The organism is Cupriavidus alkaliphilus (assembly GCF_900094595.1).
GTDB classification, from domain to species: domain Bacteria; phylum Pseudomonadota; class Gammaproteobacteria; order Burkholderiales; family Burkholderiaceae; genus Cupriavidus; species Cupriavidus alkaliphilus.
In genome coordinates this window covers 701,138-725,932 of the sequence record NZ_FMAD01000001.1, presented here as the reverse complement: position 1 = coordinate 725,932, position 24,795 = coordinate 701,138, and the positions used below count along the sequence as shown (strand labels likewise).

The window sequence follows — 24,795 nt, the reverse complement described above, 5'->3', positions numbered from 1 at the left end:
TGGCTCATCGCGATCATGACGCGATGTACGGCGGGCGCCGGCAAGCCCCTTTTTAAAATTCCTTGTTCTTTGCCGGCGCGGCGGATACCGCACGCCGGTGCAAAGCGAATGCGGGAGTTCCAGGGCACGCAGATCGTCCGGGCGCCCGAGCCAAACCAGAGGAGGATTTCGATCGTGTGGAGTCAAGTCTATGACCCGCTAGGCAATATGGCGCTGTCGACCATTGCCGCGGGCATTCCCGTCGCCGTGCTGCTGGCAGCGCTGGCGTTCTTTCATATGCAGGCGCACCTGGCGGCGGGCCTGGCGCTGGTGATCGGCATCGTGGTTGCCTCGACCGTGTTCGGCATGCCGGCGGCAATGGCGGGCAAGGCGGCGGGGCTGGGCATTGTGTCCGGACTGTTCCCGATCGGCTGGATCGTGCTGAACATCATCTTCCTGCACCGGCTCACCACGCTGAACGGATCGTTCAAGGTCTTGCAGAACTCGATCTCCGGCATCACCGAAGACCGCCGCCTGCAGCTGCTGCTGGTGGCGTTCAGCTTCGGCGCGTTCTTCGAGGGCGCGGCCGGCTTCGGCACGCCGGTGGCCGTGACCGGCGCCATCCTGATCGGGCTGGGCTTCTCGCCACTGGCGGCCTCGGGCCTGGCGCTGATCGCCAACACCGCGCCGGTGGCGTACGGCGCGCTGGGCGCGCCGATCATCGGGCTGGCCTCGGTGACCGGGCTGGACCTGCTCGACCTGTCGGCGATGATCGGCCGGCAGCTGCCGTTCTTCTCGGTGCTCGTGCCGTTCTGGCTGATCTGGGCCTTTGCCGGCTTCCGCGGCATGCTCGCGATCTGGCCGGCGATCCTGGTGGCGGGCGTGAGCTTCGCCATCCCGCAATACCTGGTGTCGAACTTCCACGGCCCGTGGCTGGTGGACGTGATCGCCGCGCTGGTGTCGATGGGCGCGCTGACGCTGTTCCTGAAGATCTGGCATCCGAAGGAAATCTGGACTTCGACCAAGATCCTGGGCCGCCACGACGACTCCAAGGTCGACCACCCCGAAGCGCTGGCAGCCGACGCCCGCGCCAGCGCCGCCTCGGCCGGGATCTCGGTGGCCAAGGCCTGGATGCCGTGGGTGATCCTGACGGTGTTTGTGTTCGTCTGGGGCATCCCCGAGTTCAAGAAGCTGATGGATAGCCTGTGGGCCTGGAAATTCCCGGTGCCGGGCCTGGACAAGGCCATCGTCAAGGTGCCGCCGGTGGTGCCGAAGGAAGTCATCGAAGGCGCGGTGTTCAACTTCAACGTGCTGTCGATGGCCGGCACCGGCATCTTCGTCTCGGCCATCGCCGGCGGCCTGCTGATGGGCTACTCGGTGCCGCGGCTGTTCAGGGAGTACTGGGAAACCATCAAGCTGGTGCGCTACTCGCTGCTGACCATCTGCGCGATGTTCGGCGTCGGCTACCTGACCCGCTACTCGGGCCTCGATGCCACGCTGGGCCTGGCCTTTGCCCACACCGGCGTGTTCTACCCGCTGTTCGGCACCATGCTGGGCTGGCTGGGCGTGGCGCTGACCGGCTCGGACACGGCCTCGAACGTGCTGTTCGGCGGCCTGCAGAAGACCACCGCCGAGCAGCTCGGTCTGTCGCCGGTGCTGATGGCGTCGGCCAACAGCTCGGGCGGCGTGATGGGCAAGATGATCGACGCGCAGTCGATCGTGGTGGCGTCGACCGCAACCAAGTGGTACGGCCACGAGGGCGACATCCTGCGCTACGTGTTCTTCCATTCGATCGTGCTGGCGATCCTGGTAGGCCTGTTCGTGACGCTGCAGGCCTACGTGCCGCCGTTCACGCATATGGTGATCCACCACCCCTGACGCTGCTGACGCCGCTGCCGCGGCAGCGGTTTCTCCAATGGCGTTCCGGAAAAGGCCCCGCCCCAGGCGGGGCTTTTCCGTTGGGCAAGGCGCGTATCATGTTGCGTCTGATCCGCCGCAAGCGCCCGGCATCCCACCAGGACGAGCGGGCGTGCCGTGGCACACAACGGGAACCCCGCCATGTTGCGTCGCCTGGAAAGACTGATCGACCCCTTCCGCCATATGCCCGACCGCGAGCCGCCGGGCCAGGTGCTGCGCTTCTACACGTGGTACCTGCGCGAGGTCTGGGGCGTGTTCGTGCTGCTGTTGCTGGTGGGCCTGGTCGGCGCGCTGATCGAGGTGGCGCTGTTCAGCTTCCTCGGCCGGCTGGTCGACATGGCGCAGACCACGCCCGGCGCCGAGTTCTTCAGCCGGCACCGCAACGAACTGGTATGGATGGCGGTGGTGGCGGTGCTGCTGCGCCCCATCTTCTTCGGCCTGCACGACGTGCTGGTGCACCAGGTGATCAGCCCCAGCCTGTCCAACCTGATCCGCTGGCAGAACCACCGCTACGTGCTCAAGCAGAGCCTGTCGTTCTTCCAGAACGACTTCGCCGGGCGCATCGCCCAGCGCATCATGCAGACCGGCTTTTCGCTGCGCGACTCCGCGGTCCAGGCGGTGGACGCGCTGTGGCACGTGGCGATCTACGCGGTCAGTTCGCTGGTGCTGTTCGCGCAGGCCGACTGGCGCCTGATGATCCCGCTGCTGCTGTGGATCGTCTGCTACGTGGCCGCGCTGCTGTACTTCGTGCCGCGCGTAAAGCAGCGCTCGGTGGTTGCCACCGAATCGCGCTCGCGGCTGATGGGGCGCATCGTCGACGGCTACACCAATATCACCACGCTCAAGCTGTTCGCCCATACCCGGCAGGAAGAGGACTACGCGCGCGACGCCATGGCCGAGCAGACCGAGAAGACGCGGCAGGCCGGGCGCATGGTCAGCGGCATGGACGTCACCATCACCGCGATGAACGGCGCACTGATCGCCGGCACCACCGGGCTGGCGGTATGGCTGTGGAGCACCGGCCATGTCACCACCGGCGCGATCGCACTGACCACCGGGCTGGTGATCCGCATCAACAATATGTCGGGCTGGATCATGTGGGTGGTCAACGGCATCTTCGAGAACGTCGGACAGGTGCAGGACGGCATGAAGACCATCGCGGTGCCGCGCCAGGTCACCGACCGCGCCAACGCGCAGCCGCTGCGCGTCACGCGCGGAGAAGTCCGCTTCGAGCAGGTGGGGTTCCACTACGGCAAGGGCTCGGGCGTGATCGAGGGCGTCAACCTGACGGTGCGGCCGGGCGAGAAGATCGGTTTGGTCGGCCCTTCGGGCGCGGGCAAGTCGACGCTGGTCAACCTGCTGCTGCGGCTCTATGACGTGGAGAGCGGCCGCATCCTGATCGACGGCCAGGACATCGCCACGGTCACGCAGGAAAGCCTGCGCGCGCAGATCGGCATGGTCACGCAGGACACCTCGCTGCTGCACCGCTCGATCCGCGAGAACCTGCTGTACGGCAAACCCTCCAGCACCGAGGCCGAGCTGGCCGAAGCGCTGCACCGCGCCCGCGCCGACGAGTTCATTCCCAACCTGGTCGATGCCCACGGCAATACCGGGCTGGAGGCGCAGGTGGGCGAGCGCGGCGTGAAGCTGTCAGGCGGACAGCGCCAGCGCATCGCGATCGCGCGGGTGCTGCTGAAGAACGCGCCGATCCTGATCCTGGACGAAGCGACCTCGGCACTGGATTCGGAAGTGGAAGCGGCGATCCAGGACAGCCTGGAAACGCTGATGCAAGGCAAGACAGTGATTGCCATCGCGCACCGGCTGTCGACGATCGCGCGCATGGACCGGCTGGTGGTGCTGGACAACGGGCATATCGTGGAGAGCGGCACGCATGCGGAATTGCTCGCGCATGGGGGGCTGTATGCGCGGTTGTGGGCGCATCAGACGGGGGGATTTGTGGGGGTCGATTGAGGCGTTGTCCGCCAGATTGCGGGCTCCCTCTCCCGCAAGCGGGAGAGGGGAGCAAACCAGCAGCCACTCAATTGCCGCCAGCAGGCTCCATCCGCACCGGATCGATCCTCGGATCCTTCAGCTTCGCCTCGAGCTGCTTGCCCTTGCGCGCGCGCTTGCCCACGTACGGCAGCAGCGACTGCCCGGCCAGCTTCTGCGACGACGGCTTGCCGCCGCGGCCCGCGCCGGACAGCACCAGCCCCGGCGCGCCCACGGCGACCGCCTGCAGCAGCTTCTCCCTGGGTTCCAGCTCCATCAGGATCACGCCGCGGCCGCCGGCGGACAGCACCTTGACTTCATCCAGCGCCACCAGCAGCAGGCGGCCGTTGCCGGACAGGCAGGCAGCGTGCGTGGCCTCGGCGCCGATCGGCGCCGGCGGCAGCGGGGCATCGCCGTGGTCCAGCGTCAGGAACGACTTGCCGCCCTTCTGCCGGCCGGTCATGTCGCCCACCGTGGTCTGGAAGCCGTTGCCGCTCGCGGTGGCGATCAGCACGCGCTGGCTGGCGCTGCCGGCAAAGGTGTGCGCCACCTGGCTGCCGGACTGCAGCTCGATCAGCGTGGTGATGGGCACCCCGTCGCCGCGCCCGCCCGGCAGGCTGGAGACCGGCACGGAATAGACCCGGCCGTTGGTGCCGAACACCAGCAGCACGTCGACGGTGCGGCAGTCGAAGGTGTTGTACAGCGCATCGCCCGCCTTGAAGGTGAACTGCTGCGGGTCGTGGCCATGGCCCTGGCGCGTGCGCACCCAGCCCTTCTGCGACATGATCACCGTCACCGGCTCGTCGATCACGCGCACCTCGGCCGCGGCGCGGCGCTCTTCCTGGATCAGCGTGCGGCGCGGGTCCTTGTCTTCCGGGCTGTACTGCTTGGCGTCGGTCTCGATCTCCTTGATGATGCGACGGCGCATCATGGTCTCGGACTTGAGCAGCACGTCCAGGTCGGCCTGCTCTTCGCGCAGGTCCTTCAGTTCCTTTTCGATCCGGATCGCTTCCAGGCGCGCCAGCTGGCGCAGCCGGATTTCCAGGATATCCTCGGCCTGGCGGTCGCTCAGGCCGAAGGCCTCGATCAGCGCGGGCTTGGGCTCGTCGCTCTCGCGGATGATGCGGATCACCTCGTCGATATTGAGCAGCACCAGCATCCGGCCTTCGAGGATGTGGATGCGGTCCTCGACCTTGCCCAGGCGATGGCGCGTGCGGCGCGTGACGGTGTCGAAGCGGAACGCGATCCACTCGGCCAGGATCTCGCGCAGGCCCTTCTGGCGCGGACGGCCGTCGGTGCCGATCATCACCAGGTTGATCGGCGCGCCGGATTCCAGGCTGGTATGCGCCAGCAGGGTCTGGATAAACTCCTGCTGGTCGATGTTCTTGCTCTTGGGCTCGAACACCAGCCGCACCGGCGCGTCCTTGCCGGACTCGTCGCGCACCGCGTCCAGCACCGCCAGCACGGTGGCCTTGAGCTGCTGCTGGTCCGGCGTCAGCGCCTTCTTGCCGGTCTTGATCTTGGGATTGGTGATTTCCTCGATCTCTTCCAGCACCTTCTGCGCCGAGGTGTTCGGCGGCAGCTCGGTCACCACCAGCTGCCACTGGCCGCGCGCCAGTTCCTCGATGGTCCAGCGCGCGCGCACCTTCAGGCTGCCGCGGCCGTTCTCGTAGATCTGGGCAATGTCCGCCGCCGGCGAGATGATCTGGCCGCCGCCGGGATAGTCCGGCCCCGGCATCAGCGCCAGCAGCTCGGCCAGCGAGATATTCGGATTGCGGATCATCGCCACGGTGGCGCCGGCGACCTCGCGCAGGTTGTGCGGCGGGATCTCGGTGGCCATGCCCACCGCGATGCCCGAGGCGCCGTTGAGCAGCACGAACGGCAGCCGCGCCGGCAGCAGCTTGGGCTCCTGCATCGAGCCGTCGTAGTTGGGGATGAAATCGACCGTGCCTTCGTCGATCTCGTCGAGCAGCAGCCGCGAGATCGGCGTCAGGCGCGCTTCGGTGTAGCGCATCGCCGCGGCGCCGTCGCCGTCGCGCGAGCCGAAGTTGCCCTGGCCGTCGATCAGCGGATAGCGCAGCGAGAAATCCTGCGCCAGCCGCACCAGCGCGTCATAGGCGGACTGGTCGCCGTGCGGGTGGAACTTGCCCAGCACGTCGCCGACCACGCGCGCGGACTTGACCGGCTTGGCGTCGGCGCGCAGCCCCATCTCGTGCATCGCGAACAGGATGCGCCGCTGCACCGGCTTCTGGCCGTCGGCCACCTCGGGCAGCGCGCGGCCCTTGACCACGCTGACGGCGTAGTCCAGGTAGGCGCGCTCGGCGTAGCGGGCCAGCGTCAGCGAATCGGCGGGCTCTTCAGGTTGAAACGTGATGTCTTGTTGTTCCATGGATAGGCAAGGATTCGGCGCGCCACGCGTCGGACCTCAACGGCCGGCGCACCGGTTGCTTGTGATTCTTGGGTGCCGGTCAGGGCATGGGCCGGCGCGCGCCGATCACCATCTTCACGCGCGGGCCGTCGTCGCCGGCGCCGGCGCTGGCGTGCTTGAGCACCACGCCCTGCTGCGGCTGGTACAGCCGGTAGAACTGCAGCACGGTGCTGACATACTGCCGCGTCTCCGGATACGGCGGGATGCGGTTGTTGTAGCGCTGCACCGCGCCCTCGCCGGCGTTGTACGCCGCCAGCACCAGCTCGAGGTTGTTGGGGAACTGCTGCATCAGCCAGCTCAGGTAGCGCACCCCGGCGGTGATGTTGGTGCGCGGATCGGCCAGCTTCTGCTCGATGGTGCGGCGCGCATCGGCGCTGACGCCAAAGCGCGCGCCGGTGTCGGGAATCACCTGCATCAGGCCGATCGCGCCCTTGGGCGACACCGCCGCCGGGTTGAAGCCGGACTCCACCGCCATCACCGCCTTGACCAGCGCGGGATCGACATCCTGCTTGCCGGCGATCTGGTGGATCAGCGGCTCGACGGTCTTGATATTGGGATGGTTGAGGACGTAGCGATACAGCTTGTGCTGCTCGAGGTCGATGTCGCCGCGCGCCGCCTGCGCCTGCCGCGCGGCCAGGCGCCCGGTGTCGAGCCTGCCGCCGTCCTTCATGAACAGCTTGTAGCGCGCATCCAGCTTCTGGTCGGCGAAGTGCGCCACGCCGTCGGCATCGATAAAGCCCCACAGCTCGGCATGCGCAGCCGGCACGCAGGCGAGCCCGGCCAGCGCCAGCAGGACTGCGGTTGCCTTGCGCCAGGGATTGCCGTGGGTTCTCGTCTTCATCGTGGGTTCCAGAGGAGGCGGACCGGAGCGGGCATTATGCGCCAATCGGGCCTGGCTGGCACCGGCGCGCCCGCGCCCGCGGCGCCCCGGCTCAGATATCGGCCTCGACCTCGTTGCCCTTCTCTTCCAGCCAGCTGCGGCGCTGGGCGGCCTCGCCCTTGCCCATCAGCATGTTCATCATCTCGACGGTCTGCGGCAGGTCGTATTCGCCCAGCATCACGGGCAGCAAGCGCCGCGTGTCGGGGTTCATGGTGGTTTCCCACAGCTGCTCGGCGCTCATCTCGCCCAGGCCCTTGAAGCGCGAGATCTGCCACGAGTTTTCCTTGACCCCGTCCTTGAGCAGCTTGTCCTGGATCGCTTCGAGCTCGCCCTCGTCCAGCGCGTACAGCTTCTGCGCCGGCTTCTTGCCGCGCGCGGGAGCATCGACGCGGAACAGCGGCGGACGCGCCACATAGACGTTGCCGGTCTCGATCAGCTTGGGGAAATGCCGGAAGAACAACGTCAGCAGCAGCACCTGGATATGCGCGCCGTCGACGTCGGCGTCGGACAGGATGCAGATCTTGCCGTAGCGCAGGTTCGACAGGTCGGGCTCGTCGCTGGCGCCGTGCGGGTCCACGCCGATCGCCACGGCGATGTCGTGCACCTCGTTGTTGGCGAAGAGGCGGTCGCGCTCGGTCTCCCAGGTGTTCAGCACCTTGCCGCGCAGCGGCAGGATGGCCTGGAATTCCTTGTCGCGGCCCATCTTGGCCGAGCCGCCGGCGGAATCGCCCTCGACCAGGAACAGCTCGTTGCGGGTCACGTCGGTGGACTCGCAGTCAGTCAGCTTGCCGGGCAGCACGGCCACGCCCGAGCCCTTCTTCTTCTCGACCTTCTGCGCCGCGCGCGTGCGCGCCTGGGCCTGGCGGATCACCAGCTCGGCCAGCTTCTTGCCGTACTCGACATGGTGGTTCAGCCACAGCTCCAGCGCCGGGCGGCTGAAGGTGGACACCAGCCGCACCGCGTCGCGGCTGTTCAGGCGCTCCTTGATCTGGCCCTGGAACTGCGGGTCCAGCACCTTGGCCGACAGCACGAACGAGGCGCGCGCGAACACGTCCTCGCTCATCAGCTTGACGCCCTTGGGCTGCAGCGCGTGCATCTCGATAAAGCTCTTGACCGCCTGGAACAGGCCTTCGCGCAGGCCGGACTCGTGCGTGCCGCCGGCCGGCGTGGGGATCAGGTTGACGTAGGACTCGCGCACCGGCGCGCCGTCCTCGGTCCAGGCCACCACCCACGAGGCGCCCTCGCCGTCGGCAAAACCTTCCTCGCCGGGATTGGCGTCGGGGTCGGCAAAGTGCTCGCCCTCGAACATCGGGATCACCAGCTCGGCGCCGCTGCCCTGCGCCAGCGCCTCGACCAGGTAGCCTTTCAGGCCCTGGTCGTACTGCCAGGTCTGGCGCTCGCCGGTCTTTTCGGTCACCAGCGTGACCTTGACGCCCGGCAGCAGCACGGCCTTGCTGCGCAGCAGGCGCTGCAGCTCGGCCAGCGGGATCGCGGCCGAATCGAAATACTTCGCGTCCGGCCACACCTGCACGCGCGTGCCATTCTTTTTCTCGCCGCGCTCGAGCTTGCGCGAGGCCAGCGGCACGGTCACGTCGCCGCCGGAGAAGGTCAGCGTCGAGCACATGCCGTCGCGCCACACGGTCACGTCCAGCTGCGTCGACAAGGCATTGGTCACCGACACGCCCACGCCGTGCAGGCCACCCGAAAAGGCATAGGCGCCGCCCTTGCCCTTGTCGAACTTGCCGCCGGCATGCAGCCGGGTAAAGACGATCTCGACCACGGGCACGCCCTCTTCCGGGTGGATGCCCACCGGGATGCCGCGGCCGTCGTCCTCCACGCTCAGGCTGCCGTCGCGATGCAGGGTCACCAGGATCTCGGAGCCGTGGCCGCCGAGGGCCTCGTCGGAGGCATTGTCGATCACCTCCTGCACGATATGCAGAGGGTTGTCGGTCCGGGTGTACATGCCGGGGCGCTGCTTGACCGGCTCCAGGCCCTTCAGGACCCGGATGGAAGATTCGCTGTACTGACTGGTTTTGCTCGCCATGGAGTCGCTACGAAAGTGATGGTCCGGCTGCCGCGAGGCGCACAACTGTGCACGCGCCGTGGCACCGGGCACTGCATTGTAATGGAAGCGCGCGACGCCAATCCCGCAGAAAAAGCGCGCGTGCCCCACGACCTGCGCCGGTCCGGCTTGCCGGGCCGCCGGCACTTTTTGTCGGGGCGCCGCGGGTGCGGGCGGCGCCGTACGCGTTTTCCCGGAGCGGAGTAAACTCCCCACCACCCGGCCCCGGCAAGCCTGATTGCCGTTCCGGCGCGGTAAAACAACAAGCACAGACAATTCCTGTCGGCGCCGCGTCACCCGGCGCGGCCGCCGCACACCGAGCCAAGACATGCAGAACCGACAACTCTCCCTGACCACCGTCCTTGTGTGCGGTGGCTTGCTGGTCACGCTTTCGATGGGCATCCGGCACGGCTTCGGCCTGTTCAACCTGCCGATCACGCAGTCGCACGGCTGGAACCGCGAGACCTTTGCCTTTGCGCTGGCGCTGCAGAACCTGATGTGGGGCGCCAGCCAGCCTTTCGCCGGGGCCCTGGCCGACAAGTTCGGCGCGCTGCGCATCATGCTGGTGGGCGTGGCGCTGTATGTGGCCGGGCTGGTGGTGATGGCGCTGGCGACCAGCGGCACCGCCTTCGCCACCGGCGCCGGGGTGATGATCGGCATCGCCCAGTCCGGCACCACCTACAGCATCGTCTATGGCGTGATCGGCCGCGTGGCCAGCCCGGAAAAGCGGGTCTGGGCCATGGGCATTGCCGCCGCGGCGGGCTCGTTCGGCCAGTTCCTGATGATCCCGGTGGAACAGGGGCTGATCTCCGGCCTGGGCTGGCAGAACGCCTTGTACGTGATGGCGCTGATGGCCTGCGTGATGCTGCCGCTGGCGCTGACCCTGCGCGAGCCGCGCGAGGCCGCCCACACCGGAGGCCACCACCAGACCATCGGCCAGGCCATCCATGAAGCCTTCGGCAACCGCAACTTCCAGCTGCTGACGCTGGGCTACTTCGTGTGCGGCTTCCAGGTGGTCTTTATCGGCGTGCACCTGGCGCCGTACCTGAAAGACCAGGGGCTGACCGATCCGAAGGTAGCAGTGGTGGCGCTGGCGCTGATCGGGCTGTTCAATGTCTTCGGCACCTATACCGCCGGCGCGATGGGCCAGCGCCTGCCCAAGCGCTACCTGCTGGCGTTTATCTACCTGGCGCGCTCGGTGGTGATCGCCGCCTACCTGCTGCTGCCCCTGACGGTGGCCAGCACCTGGGTGTTCGCGGCGGTGATGGGCTTCCTGTGGCTGTCGACGGTGCCGCTGACCAACGGCATCATCGCGCAGGTGTTCGGTGTGAAATACCTGTCGATGCTGTCGGGCGTGGTGTTCTTCTCGCACCAGATCGGCAGTTTCCTCGGCGCGTGGCTGGGCGGCTACCTCTATGACCGCACCGGCGGATACAACACGGTGTGGCTGATCGCGATCGCACTGGGCCTGGTGGCCGCGCTGGTCAACCTGCCGATCCGCGAGCAAGCGCTGGTGCGGGCGCAGCCGGCGGCGGCATGATGGCGGCGGGACGGGCGACCATGGCAAAGGCGGCCGGGCTGGCGGTGCTGGCTGGGCTGCTGGCGCTTGGGTTCGTGGGATATCTGCGGCCGTCGTTCGTGGTGGACCTGGCGAATATGGTGTTGGCTTGGTGTGGGTGAGGGGTAGTGTCGGCGGTTTTGTCGCTGTTGGTGACATGCTGTCGGCTTTTGAACCGTCTGGTTCCGCCCTCCTGGGCGGGTCACTTTTTGTCCGAGCGACAAAAAGTAACCAAAAAACGCGTCGCCTGAGCGGCTGGCTATCAATTTGGCGGCGTTGCTGGTTCGCGCGGCGGTGATTTCCGTTCGATGTGGCTGGTGGGTCGAACCTGCTACGCCAGGTGAGTCTGGGATAGTGCCTACGTCGACCCACTATTGAACGATCCCCATGCAGGGCGTAGGCCGCCTGCTGCCGGCGTCAACGCCGGGACGCCTTCGGCTGCGCTGCGCGCGGGCAGTATCGCAGCGCGTGGGCACTGGCACGGGATGCGTCGCTGCGCTCGCTTGGCGATTGCGGCGCGCGACCAGTGAGGCAGTCTTGCCGTTTTGGGCCGGCGCGCAGCGCAGCCGTAGACGTTCCTACGACAGGGCCAGCAGCAGGGGCCACTCCGTGCTCTGGGCTCGTTCAACCCACACTTCAACGCCCCTGTCACCATCGCGCACCACCGCGGCAGGCAGTCCCGCTATGTGAGGAAGCAAAGCCCCGTACGAAAACCCCAACGCACACTACGATAAGACATGCCGCCCGCAGGGCAGTAAACGCGCTTTTTTTGGTTACTTTTTGGCGCTCGGCCAAAAAGTGACCGGCCCAGCAGGGCGGAACCACGCGGGTCAAAGGCCGACAGCATGTCACCATTTGGCACCACGGCGGCTCAACGACCGCGAGCATGTCACCAGAACCGACATCGCTGCTTCAAATAAGCCCTTATACCCCCTCCCCCTTCGACTTCCCCTCCAGCACTTCCCAGCGCTCCAGCGCCTCCAGCAGTTCCATCTCGATCTCATCATGCCGTGTCGCCAGCAAAGCCGCCTTGCCGGCATCGCTGACATACAGCGATCCATCCTCCAGCTGCGCCGAGATCGTCTTCTGCTCGGTCTCAAGCGCGGCAATGCGCTCGGGCAGTCCATCCAGCTCGCGCTGCTCCTTGTACGACAGCTTGACCGTCCGGTTGGCCCCGCGCGCCTCGCGCGAATCCTTGCCCCTGGCCGGCTCCGCCACCTTCTGCTCCGCCGGCTTGCGCGCCGCCTGCAGCGCGGCGCTGCGCGCTGATTGCTCGACCCAGTCGGAATACCCGCCCACCGACTCGCGCCAGACCCCGTCGCCTTCCGCGGCCAGCGTCGAGGTTACCACGTTGTCGAGGAAGGCGCGGTCGTGCGAAACCAGGAACACGGTGCCGCCGTAGTCCTGCAGCAACTCCTCCAGCAACTCCAGCGTGTCGATGTCAAGATCGTTGGTGGGCTCGTCCAGCACCAGCACATTGGCCGGCCGCGCGAACAGCCGCGCCAGCAGCAGCCGGTTGCGCTCCCCGCCCGACAGCGACTTGACCGGCGAGCGCGCGCGCTCTGGCGCGAACAGAAAGTCGCCCAGGTAGCTCATCACGTGCTTGCGCTGGCCGTTGACCTCGACCCAGTCGCTGCCCGGGCTGATGGTGTCGGCGAGCGACTTCTCCAGGTCGAGCGCGGTGCGCATCTGGTCGAAGTACGCCACCTGCAGGTTGCTGCCGTTGCGCACCGTGCCGCTGTCCGGCGCCAGTTCACCCAGGATCAGCCGCAGCAGCGTGGTCTTGCCCGCGCCGTTGGGGCCGATCAGGCCAACCTTGTCGCCGCGCATGATGGTGGCGGTGAAATCCCGCACCACCACCTTGTCGCCATACGCTTTGCTCACGTCCGTCAGCTCGGCCACGATCTTGCCGGAGCGGTCGGCCTGCGACACCTCCAGCCTGACATTGCCCTGCACCTCGCGGCGCGCGGCGCGCTCGTTGCGCATCGCCACCAGCCGCTGGATGCGCGACACGCTGCGGGTGCGGCGCGCTTCCACGCCCTTGCGGATCCACACCTCTTCCTGCGCCAGCAGCTTGTCGAACTTGGCCTGCTCGACCTGCTCGGCGGCCAGCATCTCCGCCTTGCGCGCCTGGTAGGCGGCGAAGTTGCCAGGGAAGGACACCAGCCGCCCGCGGTCCAGCTCGACGATGCGCGTGGCGACGCGATCGAGGAAGGCGCGGTCGTGGGTGATCAGCAGCACGCTGCCGCGGAACTGCAGCAGCAGGTCTTCCAGCCAGCGGATCGCCTCCACGTCGAGGTGGTTGGTAGGCTCGTCCAGCAGCAGGATGTCGGGCTCGGCCACCAGCGCCTGCGCCAGCGCCACGCGCTTCTGCAGCCCGCCCGAGAGCGCGTCGACGCGCGTGTGCGAATCCAGCCCCAGCCGGGCCAGCGTGGTTTCCACGCGGGTGCGCAGCTGCCATGCGCCGGCGGCGTCGAGCTCGGACTGCAGCCGGTGCAGCTCGGCCAGCGCCGCTTCGTCGTCGTGGTGCTCGGCGACGCGGTCGGCGGCGGCCTCGTAGCGGACCAGCAGGTCGTACGCGTCGCCCATGCCCTGCGACACTGCGTCGAATACGGTGATGCCGGGCGCGAACTGCGGCTCCTGCGGCACGTAGGCGCTGGTCACGCCGCTCTGGCGGGCGATCAGCCCGTCATCCGGCGCCGACAGCCCGGCCACGATCTTCAGCAGCGAGGATTTGCCCGAACCGTTGCGCCCGATCAGCCCCACGCGCTCGCCGGCCTCCAGCGAAAAGTCGGTGTGATCGAGCAGGGCCACGTGCCCGAAGGCAAGCTGGGCGTCGGTAATGGAAAACAGGGCCATGGGAAGGAAGGCGAGACAGCGAGGAAAGAAGGGACGGGCCGGCGGCGCGGGCGCGCCCGGCGGCAGCCCGCATTGTAGACGACCGGCAGCGGGAGCCGGCCGGGCAAAAAAGAAGGGCCCGCGCACTGCGGGCCCAAGAGTCTCTCCTCGGTGCCCTGCTCGCAAGGCACGGAACCAGCATAACAATCGCCCACGCCCCGCTCCAGTCGGACAAGTCCGTAAGGGAAAGCCCCGTCAACGGCAGTCGCCGCGCCGCGGCCGCGACGAGCCGGGCCAGATTGGTACGGCCAAGGCACTCGTGCGAAGATGGCGGCCGTACCCAAGTGCCAGTTGCCCGTCCGATGACCACCGCTTCCCTCAAACTTTCCGACCTGTCCGTGTCGGCGCTTGTCGCCGGGCTGGTCGCGACGCTCACCGGCTACACCAGTTCGCTGGTGCTGATGATCCAGGCGGGACACGCGGCCCACCTGACCGACGCGCAGATCTCGTCGTGGATCTGGGCGCTGTCGATCGGCATGGGGATCACCACCATCGGCCTGTCGCTGGCGTTGCGCGTGCCCATCGTGGTGGCGTGGTCCACGCCCGGGGCGGCGCTGCTGATCGCCAGCCTGCCAGGCGTGCCCTATGCCGAGGCGATCGGCGCCTTCCTGCTGGCCGCGCTGCTGATGGCCGCAGCCGGCATGACCGGCTGGTTCGACAAGCTGATGCGCGCCCTGCCGGCCAGCATTGCCTCGGCGCTGCTGGCCGGCATCCTGTTCCGCATCAGCGTGGACGTGTTCGTGCAGGCGCAGCACCAGACCGTGCTGCTGCTGGCGATGTTCGCCGCCTTCCTGCTGGGGCGGCGGCTGTGGCCGGCCTATGCGGTGCCGGGGGTGCTGCTGGCCGGCGTGGTGGTGGCAGGGGTGCTCGGGCAGCTCGATTTCTCCGGCGTGCGGCTGGAACTTGCCGTGCCGGTGTGGACCACGCCGGCGTTCTCGATGCCGGCCTTCATCAGCCTGGCGATACCCTTGTTCATCGTCGCGCTGGCGTCGCAGAACATCCCCGGGCTGGCCGTGCTGCAGGCCGATGGCTACCACGTGCCGGCCTCGCGCCTGATCACCGTCACCGGGCTGGCCTCGGCCGCGCTGGCCCCGTTCGGCTCGCACGGCATCAACCTGGCGGCCATCACCGCCGCAATCTGCACCGGCCCGCAGGCCGACCCCGACCGCCATCGCCGCTATACCGCGGCCGTGGTCTGCGGCGTCGGCTACCTGGTCGCGGGCACGCTGGCCGCCAGCATTGCCGCGCTGTTCGCCGCCTTCCCACAGGCGCTGGTGGTCGGCGTGACCGCGTTCGCGCTGATGGGCTCGATCGCCAACGGGCTGACCGTCGCCATGCAAACCCCGGCCGAGCGCGAGGCCGCCCTGCTGACCTTCATGATCACCGCCTCGGGCATGACCCTGGCCGGCATCGGCTCGGCGTTCTGGGGCGTGGTGGGCGGCATGCTCGCCTACCACGTGCTGCGCCCCCGGGCAGCCTGAAGGCAGGTCCGGCGCGGAAACTACAGCAGCAGGAAAGCTAGGTCGGACAGGCCGATCTCTTCGGGCGGCACACCCTTGCGGCGCTGGAACAGGATGTGCTGCATCACGCGGTCGCGGTCATCGGCAAAGGTCTCCGGATCCAGCCGCAGCGCCACGCGCGCGTAGTGCTCGGCCAGCAGCCGGTAAACCCGGTGCCGCACCCGCAGCATCTCGTTGTCGGCATGCAGCCGGCTTATCGCGCTGGCGTGCTCTTCCTCGAGCTGGCGCATGCCCACCAGTACCCGGGCATGCATGCCGCGGTAGCGGTCGATTTCCGCATGGGCCTTGCGCAGCTCTTCACGCAGCGCCCGCACGTCATGCATCAGCTTCAGGTTGTGCTGCACGCCGCGCTGGATGCGCGCGGCCTCTTCCAGCGCGTGGTCCGCCGCCGCGATGGTGTCCTGCCATGGATTGGCGTCCGGCGCGATGGCCGTGTCCCCCGACCCCGATGTTGCCGACGATGCCGGCATGGCCGCCCCGTCGATGCCAGTGTGCTGCATACCGCTCCCCTATCCCGTGGCCGCCGCCGGCATCGTGATCTCGTGCCGGCTTGGTCTGGCAAAACTATTCGCGACTGTCTGGACGACCCTGTTGCCGCGGGCCAGCGTGGACCCGCCTGTTGTAGTTCTGAGCGTCACATTCAACCCCGCCCTTGCCGCCGCGCACAACCACCGCATGGGAGGGACGCGGCTTTGGCGCAACATGCGCGGGACGCTAAGATGCCGGCTCAGCCCATTGCCGGCCAGCCTCTTCTGCATTGCCATGAACGGATATCTGCTTCTCGCCCTCGCCATCGTCGCCGAGGTCATCGCCACCAGCAGCCTGAAAGCCTCGCAGGGCTTTACCCGGTTGCTGCCCAGCGTGCTGGTGGTCACCGGCTATGTCGCCGCCTTCTATCTGCTGATGCTGGTGATGCGCACCGTCCCGGTCGGCATCGCCTATGCCATCTGGAGCGGCGCGGGAATCGTGCTGGTATCGCTGATCGCGGTGGTGTTGTACCGGCAGGTGCCGGACCTGGCAGCGTGTGTCGGGATCGGGCTGATCATTGCCGGGGTGGCGGTGATCCAGCTGTTTTCCAAGACCAGCGCGCACTGAAGCGCGGGAAGGCCGCGCCGCGCCCGTTGCGTCCCACAGCGGGCCAGGCGCCACCGCTTCCTGGCGCGAGCAACGCGAATCATTCGCGCGGACGAGCGCATGATGGGTGCATTCGGACCTTCTCCTTGCCAAAGGAGATGCGCCGGCCGACGCGGCCATCGCGCGTGTGGACGATCAGGTCGACGCGGTCTTCCTCAGCCTTCGCCGTGCCGGCCGCGATGGCCGCTTCCCGGTTGGGGAACAGCAGCCGGCCCTCGCTGCCGCACGCGCGTTCCACTACCCACTGAAGTCCCTCGATCCGCAAAACGTGAACGTCCGACATGGCTGCTCCAAAGCTGACGCAGTGAGTATCTGCAGTCGGCCCCCTGGTCGGTATCGGATTTTGTCCGACAGGGCGGATTTGCAACAGCGGAGCATGAGATACGGCAGGCCATAATGCCGCAGAAACTCCTGGAATGACGCGGGAGGAAGGATTTTGGCAGACCGTTGCCAGATGGCCGGTGGTCCCGCCGACAGGATTCATAAATCAGCCGCAGACCATTATCTGACGCGGGCTTATCAGACTGTGATATTTCCGGTGCCCCTTACGGTGCCCCGAAAATAATTTGCTGATCGATTTCGCGGTTGGGTACACTGTATATCCATACAGTACTCATCCCACACCGCCATGGACCCTATCCGTGCGGCAGAAGCCGCCATTCGCGAAGCCACACCGGACATCGTAGCGCGCCACCGCGGCGCCGGACATCTCACCTGGCGCCTACTCCATCAAATCGAAGATGAGGTTGTTGCCGCCGTCTCGGCCGCGGGAAAGGCCAATCCGGGGATCGTGCGCATGATGCGCGCCTCGCCGCTGATGGGGTATCCGACGAACGATGAGCCCGCTGATTTTGGCAGCGCCGGCGCGGTGGCAGTGAGCTTCAGCATCATCGTGGAGGCATGGAAGCATGTCCACTGAGTTGCGCGAGATGTCTGCGGTATTCCTCGAGGCACAGTTCTTCCCCGACGACCAGGTCGAACAGCGGCTGGACTGCGAAGCCATCACCGAGAGGCGAGACCGCATCGTTGTCCACGGTCTCGATGTTCGCCACATCCGCGCACTGCGCTGGACGCCGGACTACGTCTCGTTTCAGGCCGCCGGTCAGGTGCGACGGCATGCAGTGAGTCGCTGGGCCGAAGCCGGGCCGAGCACGGTCGTGTTTGCGCGGCGCGAACACGCCGCGACGCCGGATCAAGCCGACCATGGGAAATAGCAAACTCGCCGCCAGCTGCCATCTCCCAGGCGCAGGGTCCGAGCCCTCTCCTGCCGCCGGCGCAAACGGCATACTCGGGCGCGTCCAAGGCAACTACATTGCCGCCGGCCTACAGACGCTGGGCCCAGCCACGGCGACCGCGCCAAGCCACCATAAGTTGCTGATCGACGCCGGCTATCTTGGCACCGTCCGGCTCTTCGTCGAGAAAAAGCTTGCCCGCCACAACCGGCACAGCCACTACTACTGGGCTGCCTACCGCGCCGAACTCGAAGGCCTAGAAAAATAGTTGAATCGATAGCGCATCGCCTGAAAATAGACGAATTGGGAAGTGCTGTAGACGTTCCTGAATTTGTCGGACGGCGCATGATTGCACCGTGTCGACCCGGCGCGCACACCGGCTTCATCATGACGTCGACGCGAACTTACCGAGCGACGCAGCTATGCCAACGCCCGACGCGAAATCAAGAAGTGATGACTCCCGCGCCGGACGGCGCCTGCCGCGCGTTGATTGGGGGGCACATCATGTGCGCTGGGCAGCTTCTCTTCGAAAAAAGCCGGAACTCTCCTACAGCGCGTCACGGAGAGCTTTCCTAAAACACAGATATGACCACTCATACAAGGAGGGACTTGTATGACAACAATCACCGTTCAGATTCGACTTACTGACGACGCTCGGTGGAAAGTTGAAATAGATGGCGCCGAACAGTTCACGACTTATCCATCGCGCAATGCAGCCATCGCGGCGGGTGTGCGCATGGCAATGGAGAACGATGCGCTTTTGATGATTCACGGAGCAGGAAAGAAGGATAGTGAGCTGGACCTTCGTAACTGCACTATGGACACCACCAAGAGGCACTGACTGGCTACCGAATCGGCGGCCACCTACCATGCGGCGCCCCAAGAGCCGCCTGCCCGGTCGCCGATCAACTGCCTCTTAAAGAGGTTTGTGCTCCAATCAACATAGCGCGCCGGCGACAGCACCAATTTGAGGAAGGTGACAGTATCATTTCTTCGGGCGTCCGGATCGCCCACCCTAAATTTGAAGCCCTCGCCACCCGGCCGAGGGCTTTTCTTTTGTCGGACAGCGTCCGATACCGCCGGGCACACGACGCGCCGAGACTGGCAGCAGCATCAACAGCCAGGAGACAGCCATGCCAGGCAAGAACATCCACGTGCTGCCCGCCGGCGACCAAGGTTGGGCGGTCGCCGTTGAAGGCACCGACGGCGCGACCACGCACTACCCCAGCCAGGAAGAGGCGATCTCCGCTGGCAGGGAGAAAGCGAAGCAGGACAAGGTCGAACTGCTGATCCACGGCCGCGACGGCCAGATCCGAGAGCGGAATTCCTTCGGCAACGACCCGCGTAGCGTCAAGGGGTGACCGAAGGATTTTCGTTCGGAAGCACCCATACCAGGTCTCGGACAACTAGACTGGCCTATGAAGCTCAGGAGTTAATCATGCCGCGCAAGGAAGTGCATGTCGTAGCCGCCGGGGACCGCTGGGCCGTTGTGGCCGACGGTGGGCACGGCCGCGAAACATTCCGCACCCTAGAGGACGCTATCGCTGCTGGAGCCGAAAAGGCTCGGCAACGGCAAGTGGAGCTGCTGATCCATGGCCGCGACGGCCACGTCAGGCAGCGAAGTACATTCGTCGAAGGCTCGCCCAGTCTCTAGCGGCGAGCGTCGTGACCAGTCAGGAGGCACAAAAGTTCTTTGACATTAGCCCCTTTGGTGCTAATATTCATCCCAGAGGTAGCGCACCGCGCCGCCCGGCACCCCGAAAGGACGACGAAATGGAAAAGACCTTGGACATCCTGAAGACTGAAGCCGAAATCGGCAAGCTGATGGCTGAGACGATGAAGCTCAACGCGGAAGCCTCGAAGCTGAACCGCGAGCACCGTTGGCTTCCAGTGGTGTACGCCACCGGCCTGATCGCTGCTGCGATGGCCTTCGCAAAGCTCTTCCTCAACTGATCCAAGGCCCGCCGCAAGGCGGGTTTCTTCTATGCGATACAACCCGCCGAAACCCGACGACCTGCAGCGCCTCAAGAACGATCTCGGCCGAACGGGCGAGGAAATGGCTGAACTGTTCGGCGTCGCCGGTGGCCAACAGTGGCGCAAGTACACGGGCGGTGCCCAGCCGCGCGAGATGGCCCCGCAGATGCTGTTCTTCGGCGCCGCGCGCCTGGCGCTATCCGCTGCTGAGATGGAGCGCGTACTGACGCGCATGCGCGACATAGGCGCCGACGTTGAGCTTGACGGTGATTCTGGACGCCCCGAATAACTCGCCCCGCGCCGGCCTTTTTTATTGCGCCGCCGGCGTCAGCGCATCGTAGCTTCGCTCACAGGCAAGGCCGGCGACCCGGGCGCGATCGGCATACTCAGCCAGATGCCCCGCTCGCGCGTCAGCCCGGCTGAGCACGTCGGTAAGCACATCGAGGGGGTCTCCGGCTGCCGCGCTTCCGCCGGCAGCGCCGGAATTGCCGGCGGCGCGGGCAGCTGCGGCAAGCTGGGCAACTCGCACGCGCAGCTGCTCAGCAATAGCGCCAGCGGCGCGAGCATCAGCCTGGGCATGGTCACGTTCTTTCGCTGCAGCATTGGCAATCCCCCTCTGTTCTGCGGTCCTGCGTTGTTCCTCGGCGCGCGCGGCTTGAGACGCCGCGGCCAGTGCGCCGGCCCGCCCTTCCCGTTCTTTGGCCTGTGCCGCTTCCAGTTGAACGATCTTCGCGCCGATGCGCCAGCCGTTGGCCGCCCAGCCGGCCGCGAACAAGGAGGCCGCAACACCCAGCGCGCCCATGGCTCGCCACGACACCTTGGTGAGCGCCATCATGGCTGCGCTTCCACGCATTTGCGGTGCCGGTCCATCTGGCGCGCCCAGACCCCGTAACAGCGTTTGTTCCCTGGCGTCGAGCAGTCGAAGCCGGCCGAAAACCGGTAGCGCAGCAGCGCATCACAGGCTCCCGCATAGTCGCCGGCGAGCAGGCGCCGACGCATGGTCGACGCGCGCCAGTTGCCGATGCCGAACTGGCCAACGAAATCGGCATAGACATCGAACTCGGCCTGATACAGCTTCACGCCCGGCAAACTGGCTGCGAGCTGCCGCTCGTCGGCCTTCATGAGGTTGCGAGCCAGCACCTCAGCGCGCTCGCGCGTAATGCTGTCCCCCATGCGAACGGGCCGGCCGTCCTCATAGCGAGTAGAGCCATACCCCAGGGTCGGCACGTCACCCCTGGTCGGAATCACCGCCTGACCGGTGAAGCTCTCCCACGATTTCCACACGCCGAAGCCGGCCGCCGAAATCGTCAGCAGCGCCACAGCAATCCGCTGCCTACTCATGGCATGCCTCCGTCAATGCGTGCATGCGGGCGATGTGTGCCTCGCGCTCGCGTTGATCTTTCCTCCGCATGTAGAAGGCGTTTAGAGCGAACGTGGCCAGCGCCGTGACGATGCCGACGATAATCCCGATGTCGGTCAGCGTGAGAGAGGACAGCACAGCGACGAGGCTGCCCGCGTAGCTCGATACCTCGGCCGGATTGGTTTGCCGCATAGATTCCCCGGAAATGAAAAAGCCCGCTCGTGGCGGGCAAAAAAAATGCCACCCGAAGGTGGCACATCGTGTCGTGGGGCTTTCTGCTATCTCGGCTTATGCGCAGCGGTCGCCTTAACTCGACCGATTGCTGCCTTGCTCTGAGAATCCGAATGAGTCAGCAGATGGAAGAAGTCGAAGGTCACGTATTTGCTCAACGCGTCAACCAGATGCTGATGCTCATGAATGTCATCGCACATGAGCCAACTCCCCGGCCGTAGTGCGCGCGACAACATCGGACCCACAACAGCGATCTCAGCTTCATTGTGAGTCGCATCGCAGAAGACCACACCATAGTGTTCACGGACCGGCACGTCTGCAGCGTTGCCTCGAATCACCGAAGTTACCGTATCGAGCAAGCCGCGCGAGCGAAGATTCTCCATCAGCACCGCCATGGTTCCACCCGGGGTCAGGACGGGCCTCGCAATTTCATCTTGCGCCGCGTACTCCATACCAACAGCAAGCGCGGAGCAAAAGTCTGTCAGAGAGACAAAGCCGAAGTCGACAGCGTCGTACTTGCGCGTACGCCAATCACCGGCATCACGCCTGCCAAGCGCAATGGCAGTTGAAGACTTACCAATCCAAGTCCCGATTTCGAGAAAATCGCCACGACCATACTTCGCCGCGTTGTACAGCACCTGCAATTCCAGCGGCGTCATCCAACCCGTTGGGAAGAACGACATTGGCTCGGGCAGTGCATCGAGTCGATCCAGCAACAGCTTGCCATCCTGGAAGAACGATCCGATCCGGTCCGGTTCTGAGCCCTGCTCGCGAAACATCGATTTGATCTGGCTGAACATGTGGGAAATAGTGTCTATTAACCTGCACCAGTAGAGCATCAAGCAGCTTGAAAGATGCGACCTCCGCAACAATCACGGGCGTTGGTGATTCTAGCAGTTCTAGGTTAATAGACACACGGTGCCGGAGCCCAGGTACAAAACGCACCTATGCTCCAGACTCCTGTAATGGTTCTGGCTTCGTGAACTCTCCATCAGCATATACATCGCCCTGGACAGGAGTGGGAGTGACATCCGTGACGTCCACCAGCGTGGCTACAAAGTCAGGGTGGTATCGGGCCTCAATGGGTACATCTTTCCCTTCCTCATCCACCATCGGCCGGATCAACTCTACAACTACGCCACCATCGATTCGCACATATGTCTTCATCACTCGTATTCCTCAATGATTACGATGCCGTCACCGCCTTTTCCGCCGATAGCGACACCGCCGGCTTGATTAATCGCCACCCCGCTGCCGCCGCTTCCTGGGTTGACTGCATCGGCGCCGTTCGCATTAAAGCTCACCGCTGGCCCCGGACCAAACGCAGATGCGCCGCCTTGACCGCCAACGCCACCTGTACTTGCCAAACCTAACGATGGAGATCCGCCAGCCCCTCTCCACGAGTACAGATTTGCGCCGGTAGCGGCAGAAGACAATCCACCGTTCCCATTCAAAGAAGGCGGTGGAACGTTATTGAAGACTACCCCGCCATTTCCGCCCGGCGCTGTCATCAAGGATCCGACCGATGATGACCCTCCGTTACCACCAACGTTGTTGGAGACCGGTACGCCGGCAGCTCCCACAGTGATAACTTGAGACGCGCCAAACGCTGCTGCATCCCACGAGGCGACACCGTACGCGCCTGACATACCTGGCGCGCCCATGCTGACGTTTCCAGATGCCGCGCCGCCTGCCCCGCCTCCAGCTGAACCAGCCCCCTGGCACCTACCGATGATCCTAGTCGCATTGGATAGGCGCGTGTGAGTTGTCGCTGCGGTCGCAGTGGGTGCCGCGCCGTCGACGGATACCATTTGAACCCCACCAATGCGCTGGTACACGCAAATGCGCAAGAGGCGGCCAGGCGTCGACTTTTTTAGGTTTGCGAGAAGCGTGGCTGTGGTGCCATCGTCGATCGCATCCTGCCCCGTCCGATCCGAAATGAACTGGGCAAGCACCGCGGCCATGATGCTCGACTGGCGCCACACCTTGTTGAGCTGGGCCGATTGAGCAACGCCGGACGAGAAGCCGGCCGTGCGCGCGGCGAGGCCCGAGTAGGTGACCTGCGTGATGACGTTGGCGCCCGCGCCGCCGCCGAACACCAGAAAATCGTTCGTTGCCATTGATTGGTCCTTACAGTGGTGTGCCCCAGGCCCCAGCATCGAGGCCCATGACGTATTGGTTGGCGACGTCGAAACCGAACATCGGCACGCCGTCAACAGAGGTGACGATCACGAAGTTGACCCGCACGCCCTCGGGCTTGAGCGGGATGTAGCCGCCTTCCAGCAGCGCGAGGAACACCGCCGACGGCACCTTGCCGGCGACGCCGATGGTCATCGACATGTCCTGGTTGTCTTGGATGAAGACGTAGGTGCCCGAGGGATAGATTTCGCCGTCGCCAGTCCAGCTCAGTGAGGCACCGGCCGCCGGCGGAACGGCCAGTTGCGCGATGCCGCTGGGGCCGAGCGTGTAGTCAGTGAGCGTTGCCGGTGCATTGGTCGCGGATACGTAACTTGTCAGGTCCGGACCTTCTTTGACGTCCAGACCCCATGCGTAATATCCCGAGGTGCCATCACCTGCGTACGCGTCCCCTCCAGCCGACCCGCCTGTAACGAGGTCATGCAGATACAGGCCTGTGCCGGATAGATTGGTGGCGCCCTCTTGAGTTACCCCGGTCACCGTCACCCTATAAATCCCGCCGCCCAGGTGGATGATGTCCCCGATGGGGTTTCCGGCTGAGTTTGTGTATTTGCCGGTGACAAGGTCAAACTTGGCATCGGCTACGAACCCGATGTTTGTACCAAGACGGATTCGGCCATACCTACGCTCACCAGCTTTGACGAATGCAGACACCGTATAGGGCGTATTGCCCAGCGTGCCGAAGATGTTACGGGTCAAGGCATGCGTGCCGGTAGTAGCCGTTTCCACCAGTTTGTCCATAGTGGTCGTGCCATTCGGGGCTGTTGTTGCGTTCGGTGTGACAGTGAGGGCGGCTTTACCCCATGCCGATAAGTCCAGCTGTTCCGAGTAGGTGGCTATGTTCGTTCGCGGCGTTTGGTACATCAACTGGTTGCCCTGCCAGTCGTTCCGGTAGAGTGTCGCGCTGTCAATCTGGTAGACCGGCTGCCCCTGGTACAGCAGCTGGAACTGCGTCGAGGCACCGTCACCAGTCCCGAACGGTTCGGCATTCGCATGCACCGCCACCGGCCCGTCGCCGGGCGAGAAGATGCTGTTCAGGATGCCCGCCGTCGATTCCAGCGTGCCGTCCCAATGGTTCGCGCCAATTTTCGCGCGCAGCACCAGCCGGTAGGTGTCATCGTCCAGCAGCGTCAGCCCGGTGTCCGAGTCGAACGGCCCCTTCCAGCTCCCCTGGTCAAAGCCCACGCCAGGCGTGTCGAAAGAGAAGTAGACGCCGGTGAGCGGCGTGGACACCCGCCGAGAGATGCCGACCCATCGTCCAACGTCGTCCAGCTGCGCGCCGACTGCTTGGTCGAGGTCGAATTTGTCCGGCATGCCGCCGAGCAGGTTCATCAGGTCGACCATCGGCTGGGCCAGTGCCGCAACTACGCTCATGAACTTCGGGCGCTGGCTATGCTCGGACGTCACCAGCCCGGTGTAATCGGTCAGGTCTGCCAT

The 24,795-nt window shown here is 65.5% G+C and carries 24 protein-coding genes and 3 pseudogenes; 13 read left to right on the top strand and 14 right to left on the bottom strand.

The window, feature by feature from the left end:
• The first annotated feature begins 174 nt into the window (after positions 1–174).
• Together GA0116996_RS03420 and GA0116996_RS03415 are read left to right on the top strand one after the other, a co-directional pair.
• Positions 175–1,857 (top strand): L-lactate permease, encoded by a 1,683-nt coding sequence (locus tag GA0116996_RS03420; RefSeq protein WP_092307371.1) that lies wholly within the window; start codon positions 175–177, stop codon positions 1,855–1,857.
• A gap of 180 nt (positions 1,858–2,037) precedes the next feature.
• Entirely contained in the window at positions 2,038–3,867 is a 1,830-nt protein-coding gene (locus GA0116996_RS03415; protein WP_092307280.1) for an ABC transporter ATP-binding protein, read from the top strand.
• Positions 3,868–3,934: 67 nt separating this feature from the next.
• Here GA0116996_RS03415 and parC read toward each other — a convergent pair whose 3' ends face one another.
• The 3 genes from parC to GA0116996_RS03400 form a co-directional block, all read right to left on the bottom strand.
• Positions 3,935–6,274: a DNA topoisomerase IV subunit A gene (gene parC / locus GA0116996_RS03410; protein WP_092307278.1), complete on the bottom strand. Its 2,340-nt coding sequence runs from the start codon at positions 6,272–6,274 to the stop codon at positions 3,935–3,937.
• Between the two features lie 79 nt (positions 6,275–6,353).
• Positions 6,354–7,154: a lytic transglycosylase domain-containing protein gene (locus tag GA0116996_RS03405; RefSeq protein WP_092307276.1), complete on the bottom strand. Its 801-nt coding sequence runs from the start codon at positions 7,152–7,154 to the stop codon at positions 6,354–6,356.
• A 91-nt stretch (positions 7,155–7,245) separates the two neighbouring features.
• Positions 7,246–9,237: a DNA topoisomerase IV subunit B gene (locus GA0116996_RS03400; RefSeq protein WP_092307274.1), complete on the bottom strand. Its 1,992-nt coding sequence runs from the start codon at positions 9,235–9,237 to the stop codon at positions 7,246–7,248.
• 346 nt (positions 9,238–9,583) lie between these two features.
• Here GA0116996_RS03400 and GA0116996_RS03395 point away from each other — a divergent pair, with 346 nt between their 5' ends.
• Positions 9,584–10,795 carry an MFS transporter gene (locus GA0116996_RS03395; protein WP_092307272.1) on the top strand — a complete coding sequence of 404 codons (1,212 nt, stop codon included), beginning with the start codon at positions 9,584–9,586 and terminating at the stop codon, positions 10,793–10,795.
• A gap of 942 nt (positions 10,796–11,737) precedes the next feature.
• Here GA0116996_RS03395 and GA0116996_RS03385 read toward each other — a convergent pair.
• A complete protein-coding gene (locus GA0116996_RS03385; RefSeq protein WP_092307269.1) occupies positions 11,738–13,672 on the bottom strand; it encodes an ATP-binding cassette domain-containing protein in 1,935 nt (644 codons plus the stop codon).
• A gap of 341 nt (positions 13,673–14,013) precedes the next feature.
• Between GA0116996_RS03385 and GA0116996_RS03380 the strand changes: the two genes are divergently transcribed.
• Complete coding sequence (locus GA0116996_RS03380) at positions 14,014–15,192, top strand: benzoate/H(+) symporter BenE family transporter (RefSeq protein ID WP_092307267.1); 1,179 nt, start codon at positions 14,014–14,016, stop codon at positions 15,190–15,192.
• Positions 15,193–15,212: 20 nt separating this feature from the next.
• Here the strand turns inward: GA0116996_RS03380 and GA0116996_RS03375 are convergent, their stop codons facing one another.
• A complete protein-coding gene (locus GA0116996_RS03375) occupies positions 15,213–15,731 on the bottom strand; it encodes a hypothetical protein (RefSeq protein ID WP_092307265.1) in 519 nt (172 codons plus the stop codon).
• Positions 15,732–15,993: 262 nt separating this feature from the next.
• Here GA0116996_RS03375 and GA0116996_RS03370 point away from each other — a divergent pair, with 262 nt between their 5' ends.
• The gene (locus GA0116996_RS03370) at positions 15,994–16,326 is read left to right on the top strand and encodes a DMT family transporter (RefSeq protein WP_012353408.1); all 333 of its coding nucleotides are present in this window, start codon (positions 15,994–15,996) and stop codon (positions 16,324–16,326) included.
• 79 nt (positions 16,327–16,405) lie between these two features.
• Here GA0116996_RS03370 and GA0116996_RS03365 read toward each other — a convergent pair whose 3' ends face one another.
• Positions 16,406–16,648, bottom strand: a complete 243-nt coding sequence (locus tag GA0116996_RS03365) for a DUF2188 domain-containing protein (RefSeq protein WP_092307263.1) — start codon at positions 16,646–16,648, stop codon at positions 16,406–16,408.
• A 345-nt stretch (positions 16,649–16,993) separates the two neighbouring features.
• Here GA0116996_RS03365 and GA0116996_RS03360 point away from each other — a divergent pair, with 345 nt between their 5' ends.
• The 8 genes from GA0116996_RS03360 (at position 16,994) to GA0116996_RS03325 (ending at position 19,860) form a co-directional block, all read left to right on the top strand.
• The gene (locus GA0116996_RS03360; protein WP_092307261.1) at positions 16,994–17,284 is read left to right on the top strand and encodes a DUF2471 family protein; all 291 of its coding nucleotides are present in this window, start codon (positions 16,994–16,996) and stop codon (positions 17,282–17,284) included.
• A complete protein-coding gene (locus GA0116996_RS03355; protein ID WP_092307259.1) occupies positions 17,274–17,579 on the top strand; it encodes a hypothetical protein in 306 nt (101 codons plus the stop codon). The genes GA0116996_RS03360 and GA0116996_RS03355 overlap by 11 nt, the downstream gene beginning before the upstream one ends.
• A gap of 157 nt (positions 17,580–17,736) precedes the next feature.
• Positions 17,737–17,865 carry a hypothetical protein gene (locus GA0116996_RS28530; RefSeq protein ID WP_279615823.1) on the top strand — a complete coding sequence of 43 codons (129 nt, stop codon included), beginning with the start codon at positions 17,737–17,739 and terminating at the stop codon, positions 17,863–17,865.
• A 345-nt stretch (positions 17,866–18,210) separates the two neighbouring features.
• Positions 18,211–18,438: a DUF2188 domain-containing protein gene (locus tag GA0116996_RS03345; protein ID WP_092307256.1), complete on the top strand. Its 228-nt coding sequence runs from the start codon at positions 18,211–18,213 to the stop codon at positions 18,436–18,438.
• Between the two features lie 292 nt (positions 18,439–18,730).
• Positions 18,731–18,958 carry a DUF2188 domain-containing protein gene (locus GA0116996_RS03340; RefSeq protein ID WP_092307254.1) on the top strand — a complete coding sequence of 76 codons (228 nt, stop codon included), beginning with the start codon at positions 18,731–18,733 and terminating at the stop codon, positions 18,956–18,958.
• Between the two features lie 77 nt (positions 18,959–19,035).
• Positions 19,036–19,251, top strand: coding sequence for a DUF2188 domain-containing protein (locus GA0116996_RS03335; RefSeq protein ID WP_092307253.1), 216 nt, complete (start codon positions 19,036–19,038; stop codon positions 19,249–19,251).
• Positions 19,252–19,370: 119 nt separating this feature from the next.
• Complete coding sequence (locus GA0116996_RS03330; protein ID WP_092307251.1) at positions 19,371–19,550, top strand: hypothetical protein; 180 nt, start codon at positions 19,371–19,373, stop codon at positions 19,548–19,550.
• A gap of 31 nt (positions 19,551–19,581) precedes the next feature.
• On the top strand, positions 19,582–19,860 hold the full coding sequence (locus tag GA0116996_RS03325; protein ID WP_092307250.1) for a transcriptional regulator: 279 nt from the start codon (positions 19,582–19,584) through the stop codon (positions 19,858–19,860).
• 21 nt (positions 19,861–19,881) lie between these two features.
• On the opposite strand, the gene GA0116996_RS03320 is transcribed toward GA0116996_RS03325, so the two are convergent.
• The 8 genes and pseudogenes from GA0116996_RS03320 to GA0116996_RS28410 form a co-directional block, all read right to left on the bottom strand.
• Positions 19,882–20,406, bottom strand: a complete 525-nt coding sequence (locus GA0116996_RS03320; protein ID WP_244159752.1) for a DUF2514 family protein — start codon at positions 20,404–20,406, stop codon at positions 19,882–19,884.
• Complete coding sequence (locus tag GA0116996_RS03315) at positions 20,403–20,912, bottom strand: glycoside hydrolase family protein (RefSeq protein ID WP_092307248.1); 510 nt, start codon at positions 20,910–20,912, stop codon at positions 20,403–20,405. The genes GA0116996_RS03320 and GA0116996_RS03315 overlap by 4 nt, the downstream gene beginning before the upstream one ends.
• Positions 20,905–21,123, bottom strand: a complete 219-nt coding sequence (locus GA0116996_RS03310) for an HP1 family phage holin (protein ID WP_092307246.1) — start codon at positions 21,121–21,123, stop codon at positions 20,905–20,907. The genes GA0116996_RS03315 and GA0116996_RS03310 overlap by 8 nt, the downstream gene beginning before the upstream one ends.
• 86 nt (positions 21,124–21,209) lie before the next feature.
• Positions 21,210–21,962, bottom strand: a complete 753-nt coding sequence (locus GA0116996_RS03305) for a class I SAM-dependent methyltransferase (RefSeq protein ID WP_167355471.1) — start codon at positions 21,960–21,962, stop codon at positions 21,210–21,212.
• 366 nt (positions 21,963–22,328) lie between these two features.
• The gene (locus GA0116996_RS27920; RefSeq protein WP_141693711.1) at positions 22,329–23,282 is read right to left on the bottom strand and encodes a hypothetical protein; all 954 of its coding nucleotides are present in this window, start codon (positions 23,280–23,282) and stop codon (positions 22,329–22,331) included.
• Positions 23,283–23,292: 10 nt separating this feature from the next.
• Positions 23,293–23,538: pseudogene (locus GA0116996_RS28415) on the bottom strand (baseplate wedge 1 family protein); the annotation flags it as partial.
• A 114-nt stretch (positions 23,539–23,652) separates the two neighbouring features.
• A pseudogene (locus GA0116996_RS28610) lies at positions 23,653–24,201 on the bottom strand (phage head spike fiber domain-containing protein); the annotation flags it as partial.
• Between the two features lie 138 nt (positions 24,202–24,339).
• Positions 24,340–24,795, bottom strand: a pseudogene (locus GA0116996_RS28410) (DUF2612 domain-containing protein); the annotation flags it as partial.

Bases quoted from the DNA above. Each gene is read 5' to 3' on its own strand.
- GA0116996_RS03415 (WP_092307280.1), top strand. From the start codon at position 2,038: ATGTTGCGTCGCCTGGAAAGACTGATCGACCCCTTCCGCCATATGCCC.
- parC (WP_092307278.1), bottom strand. From the start codon at position 6,274: ATGGAACAACAAGACATCACGTTTCAACCTGAAGAGCCCGCCGATTCG.
- GA0116996_RS03405 (WP_092307276.1), bottom strand. From the start codon at position 7,154: ATGAAGACGAGAACCCACGGCAATCCCTGGCGCAAGGCAACCGCAGTC.
- GA0116996_RS03400 (WP_092307274.1), bottom strand. From the start codon at position 9,237: ATGGCGAGCAAAACCAGTCAGTACAGCGAATCTTCCATCCGGGTCCTG.
- GA0116996_RS03395 (WP_092307272.1), top strand. From the start codon at position 9,584: ATGCAGAACCGACAACTCTCCCTGACCACCGTCCTTGTGTGCGGTGGC.
- GA0116996_RS03385 (WP_092307269.1), bottom strand. From the start codon at position 13,672: ATGGCCCTGTTTTCCATTACCGACGCCCAGCTTGCCTTCGGGCACGTG.
- GA0116996_RS03380 (WP_092307267.1), top strand. From the start codon at position 14,014: ATGACCACCGCTTCCCTCAAACTTTCCGACCTGTCCGTGTCGGCGCTT.
- GA0116996_RS03375 (WP_092307265.1), bottom strand. From the start codon at position 15,731: ATGCAGCACACTGGCATCGACGGGGCGGCCATGCCGGCATCGTCGGCA.
- GA0116996_RS03370 (WP_012353408.1), top strand. From the start codon at position 15,994: ATGAACGGATATCTGCTTCTCGCCCTCGCCATCGTCGCCGAGGTCATC.
- GA0116996_RS03365 (WP_092307263.1), bottom strand. From the start codon at position 16,648: ATGTCGGACGTTCACGTTTTGCGGATCGAGGGACTTCAGTGGGTAGTG.
- GA0116996_RS03360 (WP_092307261.1), top strand. From the start codon at position 16,994: ATGGACCCTATCCGTGCGGCAGAAGCCGCCATTCGCGAAGCCACACCG.
- GA0116996_RS03355 (WP_092307259.1), top strand. From the start codon at position 17,274: ATGTCCACTGAGTTGCGCGAGATGTCTGCGGTATTCCTCGAGGCACAG.
- GA0116996_RS03345 (WP_092307256.1), top strand. From the start codon at position 18,211: ATGACAACAATCACCGTTCAGATTCGACTTACTGACGACGCTCGGTGG.
- GA0116996_RS03340 (WP_092307254.1), top strand. From the start codon at position 18,731: ATGCCAGGCAAGAACATCCACGTGCTGCCCGCCGGCGACCAAGGTTGG.
- GA0116996_RS03335 (WP_092307253.1), top strand. From the start codon at position 19,036: ATGCCGCGCAAGGAAGTGCATGTCGTAGCCGCCGGGGACCGCTGGGCC.
- GA0116996_RS03330 (WP_092307251.1), top strand. From the start codon at position 19,371: ATGGAAAAGACCTTGGACATCCTGAAGACTGAAGCCGAAATCGGCAAG.
- GA0116996_RS03325 (WP_092307250.1), top strand. From the start codon at position 19,582: ATGCGATACAACCCGCCGAAACCCGACGACCTGCAGCGCCTCAAGAAC.
- GA0116996_RS03320 (WP_244159752.1), bottom strand. From the start codon at position 20,406: ATGATGGCGCTCACCAAGGTGTCGTGGCGAGCCATGGGCGCGCTGGGT.
- GA0116996_RS03315 (WP_092307248.1), bottom strand. From the start codon at position 20,912: ATGAGTAGGCAGCGGATTGCTGTGGCGCTGCTGACGATTTCGGCGGCC.
- GA0116996_RS03310 (WP_092307246.1), bottom strand. From the start codon at position 21,123: ATGCGGCAAACCAATCCGGCCGAGGTATCGAGCTACGCGGGCAGCCTC.
- GA0116996_RS03305 (WP_167355471.1), bottom strand. From the start codon at position 21,962: ATGTTCAGCCAGATCAAATCGATGTTTCGCGAGCAGGGCTCAGAACCG.
- GA0116996_RS27920 (WP_141693711.1), bottom strand. From the start codon at position 23,282: ATGGCAACGAACGATTTTCTGGTGTTCGGCGGCGGCGCGGGCGCCAAC.